This is a genomic window from uncultured Barnesiella sp., from assembly GCF_946496565.1.
GTDB lineage: Bacteria > Bacteroidota > Bacteroidia > Bacteroidales > Barnesiellaceae > Barnesiella > Barnesiella merdigallinarum.
On record NZ_CAMMHD010000022.1, the window covers coordinates 1 to 18,076 of the forward strand.

Annotated in this window: 16 protein-coding genes and 2 tRNA genes; 13 read left to right on the top strand and 5 right to left on the bottom strand. The window is 55.0% G+C overall.

Annotated elements, in window-relative coordinates:
- Positions 1-84 precede the first annotated feature (84 nt).
- The 3 genes from Q1K76_RS10780 (at position 85) to Q1K76_RS10790 (ending at position 2,082) form a co-directional block, all read left to right on the top strand.
- Positions 85-169, top strand: a tRNA-Leu gene (locus Q1K76_RS10780).
- A 23-nt stretch (positions 170-192) separates the two neighbouring features.
- Positions 193-276: transfer RNA gene (locus Q1K76_RS10785), tRNA-Leu, on the top strand.
- Positions 277-735: 459 nt separating this feature from the next.
- Positions 736-2,082, top strand: coding sequence for a hypothetical protein (locus Q1K76_RS10790; protein ID WP_300133265.1), 1,347 nt, complete (start codon positions 736-738; stop codon positions 2,080-2,082).
- A 46-nt stretch (positions 2,083-2,128) separates the two neighbouring features.
- On the opposite strand, the gene Q1K76_RS10795 is transcribed toward Q1K76_RS10790, so the two are convergent.
- The gene (locus tag Q1K76_RS10795; protein ID WP_300133267.1) at positions 2,129-2,899 is read right to left on the bottom strand and encodes a hypothetical protein; all 771 of its coding nucleotides are present in this window, start codon (positions 2,897-2,899) and stop codon (positions 2,129-2,131) included.
- Positions 2,900-3,180: 281 nt separating this feature from the next.
- Here Q1K76_RS10795 and dnaN point away from each other — a divergent pair, with 281 nt between their 5' ends.
- The 8 genes from dnaN (at position 3,181) to Q1K76_RS10835 (ending at position 13,238) form a co-directional block, all read left to right on the top strand.
- Positions 3,181-4,308, top strand: a complete 1,128-nt coding sequence (gene dnaN, locus Q1K76_RS10800; protein WP_087409463.1) for a DNA polymerase III subunit beta — start codon at positions 3,181-3,183, stop codon at positions 4,306-4,308.
- 27 nt (positions 4,309-4,335) lie between these two features.
- Complete coding sequence (locus Q1K76_RS10805) at positions 4,336-5,136, top strand: 3'-5' exonuclease (RefSeq protein WP_087409462.1); 801 nt, start codon at positions 4,336-4,338, stop codon at positions 5,134-5,136.
- A gap of 34 nt (positions 5,137-5,170) precedes the next feature.
- Positions 5,171-6,379, top strand: a complete 1,209-nt coding sequence (gene coaBC, locus Q1K76_RS10810) for a bifunctional phosphopantothenoylcysteine decarboxylase/phosphopantothenate--cysteine ligase CoaBC (protein WP_300133270.1) — start codon at positions 5,171-5,173, stop codon at positions 6,377-6,379.
- A gap of 52 nt (positions 6,380-6,431) precedes the next feature.
- Positions 6,432-7,328 carry a DUF4835 family protein gene (locus Q1K76_RS10815; protein WP_087409460.1) on the top strand — a complete coding sequence of 299 codons (897 nt, stop codon included), beginning with the start codon at positions 6,432-6,434 and terminating at the stop codon, positions 7,326-7,328.
- Positions 7,329-7,344: 16 nt separating this feature from the next.
- Positions 7,345-9,027, top strand: coding sequence for a DNA repair protein RecN (gene recN / locus Q1K76_RS10820; RefSeq protein WP_300133273.1), 1,683 nt, complete (start codon positions 7,345-7,347; stop codon positions 9,025-9,027).
- Positions 9,014-9,757 carry a 23S rRNA (guanosine(2251)-2'-O)-methyltransferase RlmB gene (rlmB, locus tag Q1K76_RS10825; RefSeq protein WP_300133276.1) on the top strand — a complete coding sequence of 248 codons (744 nt, stop codon included), beginning with the start codon at positions 9,014-9,016 and terminating at the stop codon, positions 9,755-9,757. Before recN ends, rlmB begins: the two co-directional genes overlap by 14 nt.
- Positions 9,758-9,849: 92 nt before the next feature.
- Positions 9,850-10,401 carry a Crp/Fnr family transcriptional regulator gene (locus Q1K76_RS10830; RefSeq protein WP_300133279.1) on the top strand — a complete coding sequence of 184 codons (552 nt, stop codon included), beginning with the start codon at positions 9,850-9,852 and terminating at the stop codon, positions 10,399-10,401.
- 215 nt (positions 10,402-10,616) lie between these two features.
- Entirely contained in the window at positions 10,617-13,238 is a 2,622-nt protein-coding gene (locus tag Q1K76_RS10835) for a hypothetical protein (RefSeq protein WP_300133282.1), read from the top strand.
- 131 nt (positions 13,239-13,369) lie between these two features.
- Here Q1K76_RS10835 and Q1K76_RS10840 read toward each other — a convergent pair whose 3' ends face one another.
- The 4 genes from Q1K76_RS10840 to Q1K76_RS10855 all read right to left on the bottom strand — a co-directional run bounded on the left by Q1K76_RS10840 (position 13,370) and on the right by Q1K76_RS10855 (position 16,468).
- Positions 13,370-13,876 (bottom strand): copper resistance protein NlpE N-terminal domain-containing protein, encoded by a 507-nt coding sequence (locus Q1K76_RS10840; RefSeq protein ID WP_300133284.1) that lies wholly within the window; start codon positions 13,874-13,876, stop codon positions 13,370-13,372.
- A gap of 182 nt (positions 13,877-14,058) precedes the next feature.
- Positions 14,059-15,027 carry a hypothetical protein gene (locus Q1K76_RS10845; RefSeq protein WP_258327919.1) on the bottom strand — a complete coding sequence of 323 codons (969 nt, stop codon included), beginning with the start codon at positions 15,025-15,027 and terminating at the stop codon, positions 14,059-14,061.
- Between the two features lie 2 nt (positions 15,028-15,029).
- Positions 15,030-15,560 carry a hypothetical protein gene (locus Q1K76_RS10850; RefSeq protein WP_258327918.1) on the bottom strand — a complete coding sequence of 177 codons (531 nt, stop codon included), beginning with the start codon at positions 15,558-15,560 and terminating at the stop codon, positions 15,030-15,032.
- Positions 15,561-15,913: 353 nt separating this feature from the next.
- Complete coding sequence (locus Q1K76_RS10855) at positions 15,914-16,468, bottom strand: N-acetylmuramoyl-L-alanine amidase (protein WP_300133287.1); 555 nt, start codon at positions 16,466-16,468, stop codon at positions 15,914-15,916.
- Between the two features lie 229 nt (positions 16,469-16,697).
- Between Q1K76_RS10855 and Q1K76_RS10860 the strand changes: the two genes are divergently transcribed.
- Together Q1K76_RS10860 and Q1K76_RS10865 are read left to right on the top strand one after the other, a co-directional pair.
- Positions 16,698-17,393, top strand: coding sequence for a hemerythrin domain-containing protein (locus Q1K76_RS10860; RefSeq protein WP_300133289.1), 696 nt, complete (start codon positions 16,698-16,700; stop codon positions 17,391-17,393).
- The gene (locus Q1K76_RS10865) at positions 17,390-18,007 is read left to right on the top strand and encodes a response regulator transcription factor (RefSeq protein WP_300133292.1); all 618 of its coding nucleotides are present in this window, start codon (positions 17,390-17,392) and stop codon (positions 18,005-18,007) included. Before Q1K76_RS10860 ends, Q1K76_RS10865 begins: the two co-directional genes overlap by 4 nt.
- Positions 18,008-18,076: the final 69 nt, after the last annotated feature.

Genomic DNA, 18,076 nt, shown 5'->3' on the forward strand with positions numbered 1-18,076 from the left:
GAGCACAACCTTGCCAAGGTTGGGGTCGCGGGTTCGAGTCCCGTTTTTCGCTCCATCGGTATCTCTATCGATGAACAATAAAATGCCCAGGTGGCGGAATTGGTAGACGCGCACGTTTCAGGTGCGTGTGTCGAGAGGCATGCAGGTTCGAGTCCTGTTCTGGGCACCAAGATGAGAGACGAGATACCGTATGTCCGGGTGGTGGAATTGGTAGACACGCTACTTTGAGGGGGTAGTGGGCGTTGGCTCGTGTGAGTTCGAATCTCATCTCGGACACTCGAAAAGGTCGGTAATCTTGCGGTTACCGACCTTTTTGTTTTTGTGCCCTTCTGGCCCCGTATCCCCTGCGAGGGGCCTCGCCTGTCATACCGCGCTACGACGCGGTATCCAGAAATACCCAGCCCGTCATTTCGCATTCGATGCGGAGGTTTGGGGCATACCGCACTTGATGCGGTATCCAGAAATTTTCTCAAGCCTATTCGGTGGTCAATCTGTTGGAGGTTATTGTGCGGGGTGGGGTAAATCCGGTAAGTCTATTTGTGGCAAGGAGAGGAAGGTCTATATCTTTTTTTTCCGATTTCTGTAAAGGAGAAAAATGAATGGCTGAATAGCAAAAGCGGTGTTATTTATTTTGTATTTTCTTAATTTAATCTATATTTGTAAATAATTTGAATTTACAGGGACTGTATCTCAGGGGACGACAGACACATTCATTTATCATAAAACCCGACGACCATGTGGAAGTGGATATTCAAACCGATAGTTTGGATTTTTTCGAAATTCCTGAAGCTGCCGCTGTGGGGGCAGATGGCTATTCTTGTGGCCGTTTCGGTGACTGCGCTTGTGCTGATGACTGTCAGTTTCGGGCATAAGGCCGATTACCGGACTGTCGCTGTGGCCGAGGGGCCGATGTTTGTGGGGCGGGGAGGTGATCTCTCCGATACCTTGCATATTTCGCCGGGCGATTCGCTGCGACTGTTGGCCCGTCAGGGCGAGATGGTCTGGGCCGAGACACCCGACGGCCGTTTCCGGGGCGTGATTCCGGCCGGGGTGGCGGTGGCTCCCGAGGGGTTGCCGGAGCGCTCACTCAAGCAGGACCGTAAGATTTCGTTCCGTAAATACCTCCGAATGGTCGACGACCCGGACTTTTCGATGGAGCGGCTGTACGATCGGGTGACGGTCAACAGCGTGAAGACGACGCCCGACTCGATTGTGGTGGTGCCCAATCTGGTGCTGCTCGACGACTGGTGGAACATGTTTCGGGTCTCATTTACCTTTAACCCCGACGGCTCGTTTGCCGGGTCGCATTATTGGCCAACCTCTTTCCGACATTGGCTTTCGGCGGTTACCTCGCACGAACCGATGATGGGGGGCGATGGCTTGCGGGCTCATATCACCGACCTCTTTTCGTGGGTCATTTCGCGCCCCGAATTTCCGGCCGTGATGTCGACCTGGCTGCTGTCGGGGATATTCCTGAATCTGGTTCCCTTTCTGCCGCTCTGTCTGCTCATGGGGCTGCTGGCGTTGCGTCGCCCGCTCTACTATGTGCCCAACTGGGCGGTCAATCTGCTGATAGCGGCCTGCATTCTTTTCGGTTTCTGGCTGTGGCCCAAGCTGATGCTGTTGCGGGGCTATCCCTTTATCTCGGCCTATCCGCTGGTGTGGGTCATTACCATTCTGGTCGTGGGGCTCTTCTGGGGGCTCTACCGAGGGTTGAGGTGCCCTCGCTGCAAGCGGCTCGAAGATCACGAACTGGTGAGTACCGAGGTACTCAGCCAGCGGTATAGGGACCGGAAGGGCGAGACGGTGAAGCGCCGCACGCATACCGGCACGACGACCGCCTACACCGAGCGTACCCGCAACGGGCAGGTAGAGGGGCGTGAAAAGGAGTGGGAAGAGAAGCACTTCGACGAGGAGGTCGAGACCTGGGTCGACCGGGTGCGCATCGACAAGGTGAGGGAGCTGTACCGATGTCGCCATTGTGGCCACGAACGGGTGAAGATACGACGCAAGGAGTCGTGGGTGAGCCGCCGCGATACCGGTAGCGAGAATCGCAAGACCTCCGATTTCAAACGATTTTGAAGGAACTTCCCGGATGTACGGCCTCAGGCTGTTGCGTTCGGGAGTGTCAGCCCGCTGTCCCGTTCCCTGTTGCAGGGGGCGGGACATTTTTTGTGTCTCGGGCGCTGTCGGTCGGGGTGGCCGGGAGGGTGTCGGGTGCGGAGGTGTGAGGATAGATAGTCTGCCCCTGCCAGCGGCCGGAACTGCGGTAGCCCAGGTCGTTGACCTGAAGCAGAAGTCGGGCGGGGGCTTGAATGTCGAGCGAGCGCAAGGTTTTGGTAAACTGCTCGCGGCGAGCCAGTACGTCGACCGTTTCGAGGGCTTCGCGGAAGGGAGCCGACTCGAACGAGAAGGCCATCACTCCCGGGGCCGAAAGGGTGTGCAGGAAAGTACCGTTGCGCAAAGGATAGTGGCGCACGGATATTTCGTCATGCGTGTGGTATACAGGTCGATAGTCGTTTGAGAGCAGACGGGGCAGCCGCCGGGCAAGGCTCTTCTGCTCTTGTGGGGAGGTGCGGTACCACAGGGTCACATTGCCGTCGCGGGTGAATGAGAGTACGATGGTATCGACTTCGGGCAGGGCCGATGCCGTGCGAATCTCTTGCCACAGGCGCACCAGCGTGCGGGCGCGTTGCCAATAGGGCAGGGCGGCGGTCGAGTCGGGCGGCAGGGCCGGGGTGGTCTCGAGAATGGCCCGGCTCTCTCCGGCCGGGATGTAGTCGTAGGGCGAGGCCGTTTGGCAGGCTTGGGCGAGCCGGTAGTTTTGCCGCGCGATATAGCCACCCGCGAACAAGATGCACAGGACGATGCACAGTATGCTGATATGTCTGGGATTCACCCTATTGGCCTGCATGATTGACAAATATAACGATAATATTCGAAAAATGAACGGTCGAGGGGGTGAAAAGCATTTCGGGCAGGGTGGGTATAACGGTGTTGATAACTTATTCATTTATTCTTGCGAATTAGTCGGTCGAGCCAAAAATTTTCATTACATTTGTTCGTTAAAGAGATGAGGAACCGTTCGGCCTGACGGCGGTTCGCCTGCTCGGGTCTGCAGGGCGCTGTCCTTTTGCAGGGAAAACAGACTAAGAAACAAATAAACAAAAAGATATATCTATGAAATTTATCGTATCCAGCACCTTGTTGCTATCACATTTGCAGACTATCAGCCGGGTAATTAACTCGAAAAACTCGATGGCTATCCTCGACAACTTCCTGTTTCGCCTCGAGGGCACGCGCCTCTCGATGACCGCATCGGACCAGGAGACTACCATGACTACGGCTATCGACGTGATGGAGGCCGAGGGCGAAGGCGTCTTTGCCGTGAATGCCAAAATCTTGCTCGAACCCCTCAAAGAGTTGCCCGACCAACCGCTGACTTTCGAAATCGACGACAATAATCTGGAAATTTTCCTCTATTTCCAGAATGGCCGTTACAACTTTATCGGCGTGAATGGCGACGAATATCCCACCAAGATGCCGATGGATACCTCGGCCGTAACCCTCTCGCTCGATGCGCAACAGCTGCTCGGCGGCATAGGCTGCACGCTGTTTGCCACGGCCGAAGACGAGTTGCGCCCCATTATGAACGGTATCTATCTCGACATCTTCGAAGACAGTATTTCGTTCGTGGCTTCCGATACTCACAAGCTGGTACGTTTCAAAAATCAGGCCGTGGCTCCCGGGGTGCGTGCCTCGTTTATCCTGCCCAAGAAACCGGCCAATCTGTTGAAGTCGATTCTGCCCAAGGAGAACGGCAACGTAGAGCTCTCGTTCGATTCGAAGAATGCCTGCTTCAAGCTCTCCGATTTCGTACTCAACTGCCGCCTTATCGAGGGGCACTATCCCAACTACAACTCGGTAATCCCTACCAACAATACCAACCGACTTATCATCGACCGCTCCCTGTTTGTGAATGTGCTGCGTCGTGTGTCGGTATTTGCCGATGCCGCTTTGGGTCTGGCCAAGCTGCAGCTGAAGAACGGCGAGCTGCTCGTGTCGACCGAAAACAAAGACTACTCCATCTCGGCCGAGGAGAAGGTGGCCTGCAACTACACGGGCGACGACCTCACCATCGGCTTCAAGGCGTCGTTCCTCATCGAGATACTCAACAATATCCCCTCTACCGAGGTGCTGGTCGAGCTCTCCGATCCCACCCGTGCCGGTATCATCGTACCGCTGGAGAACAAGGAGAACGAAGACCTGCTCATGCTGTTGATGCCCATGATGCTCAGCGATTTTTAATCAACCCAAGCTATTGAACAGTAAATCATGCAACTGAACTTAAAGAACCCGCTCGTCTTCTTCGACCTGGAGACGACGGGTACCAATATTACCACCGACCGCATTATTGAACTGGCCTATGTCAAGGTGTTCCCTAATGGCGAGGTGGAAGAGAAAGACATATTTGTCAACCCCGGCATGCCCATTCCGCCCGCTTCGACGGCGGTGCATCACATTACCGACGAGATGGTGGCCGACAAGCCCCTCTTCAAGGAGGTAGCCCGCAACATCGCCAAGGTGTTCGAGGGGGCCGATATTGCCGGGTTCAATTCCAACCGCTTCGATGTGCCTTTCCTTATCGAAGAGCTGCTGCGGGCCGGCGTCAATCTCGACATCTCGAAACGCAAGTTCGTCGACGTGCAGACCATCTACCACATCATGGAACCCCGCACCCTCAAGGCCGCCTACAAGTTCTATTGTGGCGCGCCGCTGGTCGATGCCCATTCGGCTCTGGCCGATACCCGGGCCACCTACGAGGTCTTCAAGGCGCAGCTCGACCGCTATACCGAGGCGGTGAAAGACGAGTATGAGGGAAAATACCTCACCAACGACATCGACTCGTGGGTATCGTTCTCGACCCAAAACCGCAACGTCGATTTCTCGGGCCGCATCATTCTCAACGAGCACGATGTGCCGGTATTCAATTTCGGCAAGTACAAGGGGCGTTCGGTCGAGGAGGTGTTCCAGCTCGAGCCCAGCTATTACAGTTGGATGATGCAGGGCGATTTCCCCCTGAATACCAAGAATGTGATTACCGAGATATACACCCGCGCACGCCGTCGCTTCTGACGGTGCCCGGGTCTCTCTCCAAAGATTCGAAACTATGTTGAAAGGCAAACATATCATACTGGGCATTACGGGCAGCATCGCTGCCTACAAAGCCGCCTATCTGCTGCGGTTGTTCATCAAGCAGGGGGCCGAGGTGCAGGTGGTGATGACCCCTGCGGGCAAAGAGTTTATTACGCCCGTCACCCTCTCGTCGTTGAGCGGGAAGCCTGTGGTGAGCGAATTTTTTACCGCCAATACCGGCGAGTGGCACAGCCACGTAGACCTGGGCCTGTGGGCCGATGCCATGATTGTAGCCCCCGCTACGGCCTCGACCATCGGCAAGATGGCCCACGGCATAGCCGACAACATGCTCGTGACCACCTACCTGTCGTGCAAGGCGCCGGTGTTTGTGGCCCCGGCCATGGACCTCGATATGTATGCCCATCCGTCGACCCGGCACAATCTCGATCTGTTGCGCTCCTATGGCAACCACATCATCGAGCCGGCAACCGGCGAGCTGGCCAGCCACCTCACCGGCAAGGGCCGCATGGAAGAGCCCGAGCAGATCGTGGCCGTGCTCGACCGGTTCTTTGACCGCCCGCAGCCGCTGGCCGGAAAGCGGGTACTCGTGACGGCCGGGCCCACCTACGAAAAGATAGACCCGGTGCGATTCATCGGCAACTACTCGTCGGGCAAGATGGGTTTTGCCCTGGCCGAGGCCTGTGCCGAAGCCGGAGCCGAAGTGACTCTCGTGGCCGGGCCGGTGAGCCTGACGACCTCGCATGCGTCGATACATCGGGTCGATGTGGAGTCGGCTGCCGAGATGTACCGGGCCGCCGTCGATGCCTACGACCGGGCCGATGCCGCCATCATGTGTGCCGCTGTGGCCGACTACGCTCCCGAAACGGTGAGCGACGTGAAGCTGAAACGGAGCGGCGACGAGCGTGTGTTGCGCCTCAAACCCAACCCCGACATCGCTGCCGAGTTGGGTCGCCGCAAGCGCCCCGGGCAGTGCCTGGTAGGTTTTGCCCTCGAGACCAACGACGAGGAGAGCAACGCCCGCCTGAAGATGGAAAAGAAAAATCTCGACTTCATCGTGCTCAATTCGCTGCGCGACGCAGGCGCCGGATTCCGTTGCGACACCAACAAGGTGACCGTCATCGGGCGCGAGGGCGAGCCGGTCGAGATTCCCTGCAAGCTCAAGACCGAGGTGGCCGCCGATATTGTGGACATCCTGGCCCGCTATCTGACCGACAGCCATTGACGGGCTGCGGGTCGGAAACCATTTGCGTAACCCTGTTTCAAACGATGAGAATATGAAAAGAAATCTCTTGTATGTGCTGCTCCTCCTTTGTCCCTTCCTGTCGGTAGCCCAGGAACTGAACTGCCGTGTCGAGGTGAACAGCGACCAGATACAGGGCACGAACAAGGAGGTGTTTACCACCCTCAAGGAGGCCATTACCGAGTACATCAATGACCGTAAATGGTCTACGGCACAAATTTCGCCCGTCGAACGGATAGACTGCTCGATGCTCTTTACCGTCAAGGAGTATGCCGACAACCGCTTTGTGTGCGAGTTGCAGGTGCAGTCGCGCCGTCCGGTCTACAACAGCTCCTACACCACGACGCTGATCAACTTCAAGGATACGCAGGTCGAGTTCAATTATCAGGAGTACGAGCCGCTGGTCTTCTCCGAAACCAGTATCGAGAGCAACCTCACGGCCGTCATCAACTTCTATGTCTATATGATTCTCGGGGTCGACTTCGACAGCTTCTCGCCCATGGGCGGGACCCCCTTCTACGAGTTGGCTCGCCAGGTGGTCAACCTGGGGCAATCGTCGATGGAGACCGGTTGGAAAGCCTTTGAGGACAACCGCAACCGTCACGCGCTGCTGTCGGCCTTTGTCGAGCAGAGCACGGCCGGGTTCCGCCAGTTGTGGTACGACTATCACCGCGGCGGCCTCGACGAGATGGCTCTGAGTGTAGACAAGGGACGGGCCAAGATTACCGAGTCGCTGCAACAGTTGCAGAAGGTCTACGAGGCTTCGCCCATGTCGGTGGTGATTACCCTCTTCCGCGATGCCAAACTCGACGAACTGGTGAATGTCTATTCCAAAGCTCCCACTTCGGAGAAGGAGACCGTCTACGATATACTCACCGGTATGTATCCCACCGATAGAACCATTCTCGACAAGATTAAACAGACCGAATAAAGAGAGAAACGCAATTATGATAAAGAAACTGAGTGTCTCCAACTATACGCTCATCGACGAGCTCCACATCGACTTCTCGGCCGGTTTCTCGGTCATTACGGGTGAGACGGGAGCCGGCAAGTCGATTATTCTGGGGGCTCTGTCGCTGATACTCGGCCAGCGGGCCGACCTCAAGTCGTTGCGTCGCAGCGGCGAGAAGGCTGTGATCGAGGGGGTGTTCGACATCGCATCGTATCACCTGCGCGATTTCTTCGACGAGAACGAGCTCGACTACGACGAGGGCGAGTGCATCTTGCGCCGCGAGATTCTGCCCTCGGGCAAATCGCGAGCCTTCATCAACGATACGCCCGTGTCGTTGGCTCAACTGAAAACCTTGGGCGAACAGCTCATTGACATACATTCGCAGCACCAGAACATGCTGCTGGCCGACTCGCGGTTTCAACTGCGGGTGGTCGATACCATGGCCGGCGATGCCGCTCTGCTGGCCGACTACCGCGAGCACTACCGCCGGTGGCGCGAGCGGTTGCAGGCCTATACCCGCCTGCAGGAGGAGAATCGCTCGGGACGCGAAGAGGAGGACTACCTGCGCTATCAGTTGGCCCAACTCGATGAGGCCCATCTGCAGGAGGGTGAGCAGGAGGAGCTCGAGGCCGAGTTGCAGACGCTGCAGCATGCCGAGGAGATCAAGAACGAACTGGCCGTGCTGCAGGAGTTTCTGCACGCCGAGGAGACCGGCGTCGTGTCGTTGCTCAATGCCACCCTCTCGCGCATGCGGGCCCTCTCGCGCCTCTATCCCGAGGTGGACGAGTGGGCGGGGCGCCTCGAGTCGGACTACATCGACCTCAAGGATATTGCCTCGACTGTAGACCGTTCGCAAGAGAACCTCAACATGGACCCCGAGCGGCTGGCCTGGGTCGAGAACCGGCTCGACACCTACTATTCGCTGCAACAGAAGCATCGCCTCGCCAGTGCCGCCGAGCTGCTGGCCCTGCGCGACTCGTTTGCCGAGCGGCTCACCCGCATCGAAAACTACGACGAAGAGCTGGCTGCCCTCAAGCACGAGGTCGACGAGGCCGAGAGCCAGGTGCGCAACCTGGCCGAGCAGCTCACCCGGGTGCGCCGGCAGTCGGCCGCCAACATCTCGAGCACTCTCACCGAGCGGGTCAAACCGTTGGGTATGCCTCACCTGCAATTCGAGATAGAGGTTTCGACCCGACCGCAGTTCGACGAGACGGGCGGCGACGCCATCCGGTTCCTCTTCTCGGCCAACAAGAACCAGCCCCTGCAACCCGTGTCGGAGGTTGCCTCGGGCGGTGAAATTTCGCGACTGATGCTCTCGCTCAAGGCGTTGGTTGCACACGCCATGGCCCTGCCTACCATCGTGTTCGACGAGGTAGATACCGGGGTCTCGGGCGAGATTGCCGACAAGATGGCCCGCATCATGCGCGAGATGTCCCGCTGCATGCAGGTCATCAGCATCACCCACCTGCCCCAGGTGGCTGCGTGGGGACAGACGCACTATCGCGTCTACAAGAGCGACACCGCCACCGCTACGGCCACCCATCTGGTGCGCCTTACCGATAGCGAGCGGGTCGAGGAGATTGCCCGCATGCTGAGCGGCTCGTCGCTCACGGCTGCGGCCCTCGACAACGCCCGCGAATTGTTGAACCGTAACGAACAGAACAATGGAAAAGAATGAAATGATATTTGGCATTCGGGCCGTTATCGAGGCCATCGAAGCCGGTAAGGAGATAGACAAGATTCTGATACGCAAAGAGCTGCAGGGCGACCTGGCCAAGGAGCTTTTCGACCTGATCAAGGGGCGTGGCTTCCTGGTACAGCGGGTGCCGGTCGAGCGGCTCAACCGCATCACCCGCAAGAACCATCAGGGGGTGGTCGCCTTCATCTCGTCGATTGCCTACCAGCGGCTGGGCGACATTGTGCCCACCCTCTTCGAGGAGGGTAAGGTGCCCTTCATCGTGCTGCTCGACGGGGTGACCGATGTGCGCAACTTCGGTGCCATAGCCCGCACCTGCGAGTGTACCGGTGTCGACGCCATCGTGGTGCCCGAGCGGGGCAGCGTCAGTGTCAATGCCGATGCCGTGAAGACCTCGGCCGGTGCCCTGCTGCACATCCCCGTTTGCCGCGAGCGGTCGATACACAGTGCCATCCGTTACCTCAAGGATAGCGGCATACAGGTCGTAGCCGCGTCGGAGAAGGCCTCCCTCAACTACACCCGGGCCGACTACACGCTGCCCGTGGCACTGGTCATGGGGGCCGAAGATACCGGTGTCGACCCCGACAACCTGCGCCTGTGCGACGAGATGGTAGCCATTCCCCAGGTGGGAAATATCGGGTCGCTCAACGTCTCGGTAGCAGCCGGGGTGATGATGTACGAAGTGGTGCGGCAGCGGATGTCCGAGGTTTAGGACCGATGCTCCCGGAATAAAAGACAGTATAGTAGATACCAGTAATTTTATACAAGATTCAACCGATTCGAGAAGAGATACGAGACTTGTTTTTGAAAAACTATCAGGTAGAGGAGAAGGATTTCGAACTGCTCTTTTCGAAATTCCGTCGGGTAGAGTATGCCAAGGGCGAAATCATTATCGGAGCCGACAGGTTGTCCGACGAGATTTTTCTGGTCGAGAGCGGTCTTACACGCGATTACTTCTGGGATACCAAAGGCAACGAGGTCACCGAGTGTTTCGGGGTGAGCGGCGACCTGTTTGCCTCGATGTTCTGCTACTTCAAGGGCGAGCCGGCTTTTCTGCAATACGAGGCGGTGACCCAAATGGTGCTCTATTCTATCCGTAAAGACGATTTGGAGGAGCTCTGCCGGCAGAATCCGGCTATCTCGAACCTCTTCCGTACCATCTGCATCGAAGAACTTTATTGCCTGGAACGCAAATGCAAGATCTTCGGGAAAGACGACGCCCTCAGCCGGTACATCAGCCTGATAAAGGTGCGCCCGCAAATTGTCAAGAAGGTGTCTCTCAAGCATATAGCCTCTTATCTGGGCATCACCCAGCAATCGTTGAGCCGGTTGCGCGCTTCGATTAAGAACCAGTAAACAATACACTTACACGAGTCTCGAGCCTCTATATTGCCCCCGACCGAGGGGGGATATGGCTGTCGGGGACAAATAGTATTTCCTGTTATTTTATATGGTGTGATAAATATCTTTTTATCATATGTTAATTGTTTTGTCGATAATTTTCTTTTATTTTGTAAGAAATTATCGACATTTTATTAAAATATATAGGATTGAACTAAATTTTTGTGATTATGAGAAAGTTTTACTTGTTTGCTGTGTTTTCCTTGATGGCAGGGCTGGCATTTGCCGCCGATGCTGATTCGGGGAAAAGGCTCGACCATGTATTTGTGTATGCGGGCAGCGAGGTGAGTTCGAAGATTATTTACATCTACAACAGCGACGGCTCTTTGCAGTCTATGGAGACCATGATGCTCAACAACGACGGTGTGCTGACCAACAACTCGCGCGAGGTGTATGGCTATGATGCCGAGGGCCGCATGAACGACTATGAGAGCTATGTGTGGCACGCCTCGTCGATGTCGTGGCTGGGCAGTCCCAAAGAGGATGCCAAGAAGCACATGACCTTCGACGACCAGAACCGTATTGCCGAGGTCGACTATTACAAATGGGACAGTTCCATCGAGAAGTGGGGCGAGCACGTATACCTGCACGGGGTCTATACCTACGACGGCAACGTCGCTATCGAGGACCGGGAACGGTGGCTCAACGACAAGTTCTCTACCGCCGACCGCCGTCGCTACGAATACGACGACGCAGGCCGCCTCGTCACCTATGTGCGGTACAGCAACGGGGCCTTCAGTTTCGAGGTGGGCGACTATGTCTATACCCCTACCGACAGTGTGGTGTACAGCTACGACGACCACGGCAACATTACCGAGCAGTCCTCCTTCATGTACATCGATTCGTGGGTAGACGGCGAACGCCTGAAGTATGAATATACTTACGACGAGTATGGCAATATCGCCACCAAGACTTCGTATCGTTGGGACGACTGGACCGACGACTGGATGTCGGGGTCGACGCTCACCTACGAGAACCACTACCTGGCCGACACCGATACCTACGACCTGCCCTATACACGCGACTATGCACAGTCGGGGGCCCTCGAGGCTACCGATGCGGTCGACGGCAATGCCGACGGGTCGACCTGGCGTATCGAAAACGGGGCTTTGGTCTGCTCCTCGAGCACGGCCTCCGAAGCTCCCGATATTCTCTATCTGCCGCCGTTGAACATGGCTTCGGATACCGAGGTAAAGATTGTCTTCAACGCCCGCCTGGCCAACGACTGCGATTCGGCACAGATACAGATGATTCTGTGCAGCAACGACGAGGAGCTCACCCCGCTGGGTGCTGTCGGCAACATTCACACCATCGAGCCGGGCGAGGGCAGCGAAATCGAGGGATATATCATTGCCCCCCAGAACGGAGCTTTCCGCATAGGTATCTGTTTCAACAACAGCCTCGTGGGCTCGCAGGTGGCCATCGACACGCTCACGGTCTACAACTACCGGCCTTCCAATACCCCCATGGAGCCTTACGGCTTGAGTGCTATTGCCGCCAACGACCAGTCGCTGCAGGTACAAATTGATTTCTACGCACCGGTCTATACCATCGGGGGCGATCTCCTCGGTAGTGTCGACAAGATGGAGGTTTACCGCAACGGTTCGGCCGAACCGGTCTACACCACCGAAGAGGTGGGTGCCTCGCTGGTAACCCGCTGGGTCGATACCCATGCGGTGAAGGGCGAGAATACCTACGAGATATATGCCTATGCCAACGGGCAGAAGAGCGACCCGGCTACCATTCTGGCAGTGGCCGGTTATGCCCGTCCGGCCGAGGTGCGTAACCTCTCGATTGTCGAGCAGGCCGACTACTCGTGTGTCATCTCCTGGGACAAACCCGAGGGTATCGATGGCGGCGAGATGTACGACTGCCCCATCTACTACACCGTTATCCGCAACAACGAAACCATTGTGGCCAATGCCGTCACCGAAACTTCGGTAGTCGACAATACCATACCGTGTGAGTACGGACAAACACCGGTATTCTATACGATTCTGTCGAGCAACCTCTCGGGCGAAGGCCGCCGCACCTACTCCGAACTCTACTTTATCGGAGCTCCCTATTCGGCACCCTATGCCGAATCGTTTGCCGGCGGTGCCATGAACACCATGTGGCTCTCCGATAAACTCGAAGGACTCGACAGCGGTTGGGGTATAGGCGAGCAGGCCTATTCGCCCGACGCCCAGCCGCAGGATGGCGATGGCGGTCTCGCTTCGTTCATGGCTACCAACGTGAACGTGGGTACCAAGACCCGCCTGACCAGTGCCAAGATCAACATCGGCAACCTGTCCGAGCCGGCTCTGGGATTCTATATCTATCAGACCACGGGCGAGAAGAGCAACGACAACCTCACCGTAGAGGTTTCGCGCAGCAACGGTGAATTTGTGGCCGTAGCCGGGCCCCTCTACGCATCGGGCAACGAAACCGAAGGTTGGGTGAAGAAGGTGATTCCGCTCGACGCCTATCAGGGCGAGACGGCTTTGCGCCTCTCGTTCGTGGGCGAGGCTGTAGACGGTACGACCAACATCAATATCGACAATATCCAGGTACAGGAGCGCTCGGTGGTTGGTATTGCCGACAACAGAGCCGACAAACATCTGGTATATGCCACTGCCGAGGGGCAGATTGTGGTGAAGGCACAGCCCGGTCGTGAATACGCAATCGATGTATATGGCATCGGTGTCCAGAAGGTATATGCTACACAAGGGGACGAGGCTGTCGTCGATGTGGCTCCCGGTATCTACATTGTCGATGTGGAGGGTGCCCGTTACAAGGTAGCCGTGAGATAACCCGGACAACGGCAGGGAGACAGACACCTCTCCCGCCTATGACGAAAGCCTGAAAAAAAGACGGGAGGTTCGGTTTCTGACAACCGGGCCTCCCGTCTTCCTCTCTATAAACCTAAAACAATATTGCAAGATTACAGGTGGTGCTTGTGATGTTTTACCGCTTTGAGCCGATGCTTGTCGGGTTTGTCCGGGGCCTTCATCTGGTCGTCGAGCAATACGACCGTCGTATCGGTCTCGACCCACAGGTTTACCGTCTGGTTCGAACCGCTGTCGGGAACCAGTTTATACACCTTGGCCGCTTTGTTCTGCGGGGTGCCTCGCTGGAACAGCTTCTTACCCTTGCTCTTCATCTGCTGGCCGGCTTTGCCGTCGGCCGTCACATAGGTTTGGGTCATCTGGTACACCCCGTTTACCGTGTCGATTTGCTGGGTGATAATCACCATGTAGTCGATGCTGTCGCCTTGGCCCGACTCCGACGGTACCACGCCTTCGTAGGCAAAGATGTCCACCATACCGGTCGAGTCGGTACCCATCATCTCTACGGCTTCGCCTTCGTCGATCATTTGATTTTTGTTATTGTTCGATTGGCAGGCTATGAGTGCCGCCGCAGCAAGAACTGTAAAAACAATTTTTTTCATATCGTTGTATAATTGGTTTTCTCCTATAACATGCGTGGCGGCGAAAAGTTTACCGATTGGAGGAAAATAGTTTTACGGGTAGGAGAAGAAAACCAAAAAGTCGCTTCATCTCCCGGTTATGGGAGCGAAGCGACTTTTCAGTAATTGGATAAGAAATAAATTGTCAATCCCCTTGAGAATGATTATTCTTCTTCCTTAATGAGATTGAATTTGGTCGCAATTTCTTTCTGGTCGATTGCTTGTCGCAGGTTGAACCGTTTCTTTTGAACTACGTAACCGGCTTTTTCACAAACGATTTCGATTTGTATATTCCCCGAATTATTGAATGTAAGCCCCTTTATGTCAAATGCCTCTGTCGTTTCATAAGGCGTAGTCCCCACATATGTTTGGTTGGTATTCTTTACTTCAGGAGTCGATGAAATGACGCGAGTATATACATCGGCGCCTTTGGGCGTAGAGTCGACAAACCAACGTATAATGGTCGATTCGAGAGCCGTATTGCCCTCGCCGGTCACTTGCTTGTTTTTCTCCTGTGAAGGGCTCGATTGACGTTTCAGGAAGAAAGCGATGCGATCCCAGTCAATATCTTCCAGAGCCCGTTCATAGGCCAGATTGAGTACATTTGAAGCTAGAGTGAAGTTCTGTCCGTTCCCTTGTTGGGTGGCTCGTCCCGAAACCGTCACCGTAGGATATACGGGTTGATGGTCTTTGTCGGTGACAGAAACCTGCATTTGTACCGTAGCGGCCCATCCCATTCCCGAGAGATAGTTTATTTTGTACTCGTTAACCGATACACTCATCAAGTAGTCGGTTGCAATATCGGCATCGAGGTTGAAGCCCATGACGCGCATATAGCGGCGCATGCTTTCCGATACAAAATCTTGCACATCGGGTTGGACCGAAACCTGAGGGGTAGAAACCACATAGCTGTCGTGTTTCTGCAAAATGCGGCTGTCACTTCGCAAGTCTCGTATCTGTAATCTGATGCCGTAGTCCATATCGACATACTTGTTGGGTACTGCATTGGCCGTTAAATTCAGATATATAACGTGAGTCTGGGGTACGATGTTCTTTTTGGTTATGGAACACCCCGTCAGCAGGATACCTGAGATAAGAGATACAAGGCTGTAATATAGAATCTGTTTCTTCATATTTATCTGTCGGCTTTAAGTTTTATAATTTTGGCTTTGATGATGGTGCGATACACGATTTTTTTCCCTTGTTGTTCGACGTTGGTCGAGATGGTAGGTTCGATAATACCGTCGGCACCCTCTTGCTGAGCCATGTTTATCAGTCGGTATGTGGCAAAACCGCGGGCAATATCCGAGGGATTGGTCAGTTTTACCGGCTTTTGGTTGCGGTAGTCGTTGGCCAAATATCCTATGCGTACTATTCCTTTATACTTGGTGGTGTTTCCGGCACTGTTGAGTTTATGAGTTATTTCAAACTCTTGATTGGCTTCCTCTATATTGATTTCCGAGCGGGATGCCTGGTAGAAGACCAATGCCTCTGCCGTAATTGTGTTCAATACCGTATAGTCGCTTCTTTGCAGATTCAACTCGTTAAAAGTGGTGGCATGAATGGTATTTACGGCTTCGGGTATGACCGACGTGGTTACTTGGGTTGTTTGGCAAGCCGATAAAACAAAGGCACATACGGCTGTAAGAAGAATTGTCTTTTTCATTTGTCTTTGGTGTTTAATGGTAATACGATAAGTTTTTAAGGCAGGCCCTGAGAAGTAGACAAATAAAAAAGCGCGGACCTATTTTTTATCGGATTCTGCGGTCTTCCACAACCTTGCCTCCAACAAGAAATAAAGTCCGCACTGTGATATACAGCACGGACGTTCAACTTTATTTCTTGGAGGCATCTTGAATGAGTGGAAGTTTCAGAATCCCGAAATAAAAGCTAACGCCTTTTTATCAATATGTCTTTTAGTTGTTCGTTTTACATAGGCTATTCAATTATGATTTCCCTACAAATGTAAATATAAATTTTAAAAAATCAAATTTAGACATAAGTAGTACAATGATATGATTAGATTTTCAGAATGCGTTGTATCGATTCGACATGCCAGCGGGCTATCCGGTCGCGACCCTCGGGCGAGAGCAGTATCCGGCAGTCGTGCTCGTTGTCCATGAAGAGGCTTTCGGTGAGCAGGGCGGGGCAGAGGCTGTCGCGCAAGATGGCGAAGTTGGCCTCCTTGCACCCTCTGAAACGCAGGTCGGGGAAGACGAGGGGCCACACCTCGTCGAAGAGGCGGGCATACTGCCGGCTCTTGTCGGCACCCGGGTAGCTGTATACCTCGCCGCCGCTCCCGCCGCCGGCGTTGGCGTGGACCGAGACCAGCAGGCAGTCGCCCTGGCGGGCCCACTGGTTGGCACGTCGGCACCGCTCGGACAGGGCGATGTCGGTATCTTCGGGAACCAGGCACCGGCAGGCGATGCCCGCCTGGTCGAGTTGTTGGGCCATGCGCGAAACGATGTCGCGGTTGAACTCCCATTCGAGCAGTTGGCGCCCGTCGGGCCACACGGGCGATCGTTTGCCCGGCGTGTCGCAGCCGTGGCCGTTGTCGAGTAGTATCATCATCATCTTTTACGGTCTTTTTACGGCGTAAAATTAGGTGGGCCGTCTGCTCCGTTTGTGGCATGACGATACAAACTCCCAACAATTAGGTAGGGACAGGCGTTAGATTCATCTGAAAAGGGGATTGTACAGGTGACTGAAATGTAGTTCCTTTGCTGTGTCGAAAGACGATAGTGCCGGTATATGGGGATAAGATGTTATCTTTGCCCTTGTAAAGAACGAAAAAGAAGAGAATATGTATAAACTGGGAACCTATAATCGAGACAATCGCATGAGCGATTTGGTGTGCGACAACTACCCCGTACTGCTGGTGATGAGCCGCTTCGGCATCGTCTTGGGTTTCGGCGACAAAAGCATAGGGCAGGTGTGCGACGAGAACGGCGTGCATACCGATACCTTCCTGGCCGTGGTCAATCTGTTGCTCGACGAGGGTGACCCCGAGGAGTACAAGAGCGACATATCGGTGGGGGCCCTGCTGGGCTATCTGCACAACTCGCACGACTACTTCCTCAACTTCAGGCTGCCGGCCATCCGGCGCAATCTGCTGGGGGTAATCGACTGCGGGGCCAAGGATATAGCCATTGCCATACTTCGCTTTTTCGACGAGTATGTGGCCGAGGTGCAGAAGCACATGCGTTACGAAGAGCGTACGGTCTTTCCCTATGTGACGGCTCTGCTCAACGGCGTGCATCCCGGCGAATACAGCATTGCCGTCTTTCGCAAGCGGCACGACCAGGTCGAGGCCAAGCTCACCGAGCTGAAAAACATACTCATCAAGTATTACCCGGCCACGAGCAGCAACGAGTTGAACAGTGTCTTGTTCGACATCTTTACCTGCGAGCAGGACCTGGCCTCGCACAACTATATAGAAGATTACCTGTTTGTCCCGGCCATTCAAGAGCTGGAAAACCAAATAGACGAAACGAGATGAAGCCTGTCGTAAAAGTGATTGTAGCCGAGCCCTCGTTGATTATCCGCAAGGGGTTGCTCTCGGTGCTGAAGAAGTTGACCACCATCAATATCGAGACGACCGAGGTGGCCGACGTGCAGCAGCTCACCGCCTCGCTGGCGTGGCGTAAGCCCGATGTGCTCATCGTCAACCCCGGGTTGGCGGGGGTGGTCTCGGTCGCGCAGATCAAGAAGGGTGCCGACGGACCGGCCCCGAAGTGTATCGCCCTGCAAAACTCGTTGGTCGATGCCTCGGTCCTGAAACTGTACGACGAGGTCATCTCGATTTACGACACGGCCGAGCAGATACGCGAGAAGTTCGACCGCCTGGTACACGCCGCTCCCGAGGAGACGGTGCGCCAGGAGCCCCTCACCGAGCGTGAGAAAGAGATTATCATCGGCGTAGTCAAGGGCATGACCAACAAGCAGATTGCCGAGCAGCTGTGCCTGTCGGCCCATACGGTCATCACCCACCGGCGCAACATTGCCGGCAAGTTGCAGATACACAGTCCGGCCGGGCTCACCATCTACGCCATAGTCAACAAGTTTGTCGATATCAACGACATAAAGGATTCCATTTATAACCGTGAGGAGTGATTACTTCGTTATATAAGTTATTTGATGTTGTTTTTGGGAAAATCCGTCTGCTCGTTCAGGCGGATTTTT

Bases quoted from the DNA above. Each gene is read 5' to 3' on its own strand.
- Q1K76_RS10860 (WP_300133289.1), top strand. From the start codon at position 16,698: ATGTATAAACTGGGAACCTATAATCGAGACAATCGCATGAGCGATTTG.
- recN (WP_300133273.1), top strand. From the start codon at position 7,345: ATGATAAAGAAACTGAGTGTCTCCAACTATACGCTCATCGACGAGCTC.
- rlmB (WP_300133276.1), top strand. From the start codon at position 9,014: ATGGAAAAGAATGAAATGATATTTGGCATTCGGGCCGTTATCGAGGCC.
- dnaN (WP_087409463.1), top strand. From the start codon at position 3,181: ATGAAATTTATCGTATCCAGCACCTTGTTGCTATCACATTTGCAGACT.
- Q1K76_RS10850 (WP_258327918.1), bottom strand. From the start codon at position 15,560: ATGAAAAAGACAATTCTTCTTACAGCCGTATGTGCCTTTGTTTTATCG.
- Q1K76_RS10865 (WP_300133292.1), top strand. From the start codon at position 17,390: ATGAAGCCTGTCGTAAAAGTGATTGTAGCCGAGCCCTCGTTGATTATC.
- Q1K76_RS10790 (WP_300133265.1), top strand. From the start codon at position 736: ATGTGGAAGTGGATATTCAAACCGATAGTTTGGATTTTTTCGAAATTC.
- coaBC (WP_300133270.1), top strand. From the start codon at position 5,171: ATGTTGAAAGGCAAACATATCATACTGGGCATTACGGGCAGCATCGCT.
- Q1K76_RS10815 (WP_087409460.1), top strand. From the start codon at position 6,432: ATGAAAAGAAATCTCTTGTATGTGCTGCTCCTCCTTTGTCCCTTCCTG.
- Q1K76_RS10845 (WP_258327919.1), bottom strand. From the start codon at position 15,027: ATGAAGAAACAGATTCTATATTACAGCCTTGTATCTCTTATCTCAGGT.
- Q1K76_RS10805 (WP_087409462.1), top strand. From the start codon at position 4,336: ATGCAACTGAACTTAAAGAACCCGCTCGTCTTCTTCGACCTGGAGACG.
- Q1K76_RS10840 (WP_300133284.1), bottom strand. From the start codon at position 13,876: ATGAAAAAAATTGTTTTTACAGTTCTTGCTGCGGCGGCACTCATAGCC.
- Q1K76_RS10835 (WP_300133282.1), top strand. From the start codon at position 10,617: ATGAGAAAGTTTTACTTGTTTGCTGTGTTTTCCTTGATGGCAGGGCTG.
- Q1K76_RS10855 (WP_300133287.1), bottom strand. From the start codon at position 16,468: ATGATGATGATACTACTCGACAACGGCCACGGCTGCGACACGCCGGGC.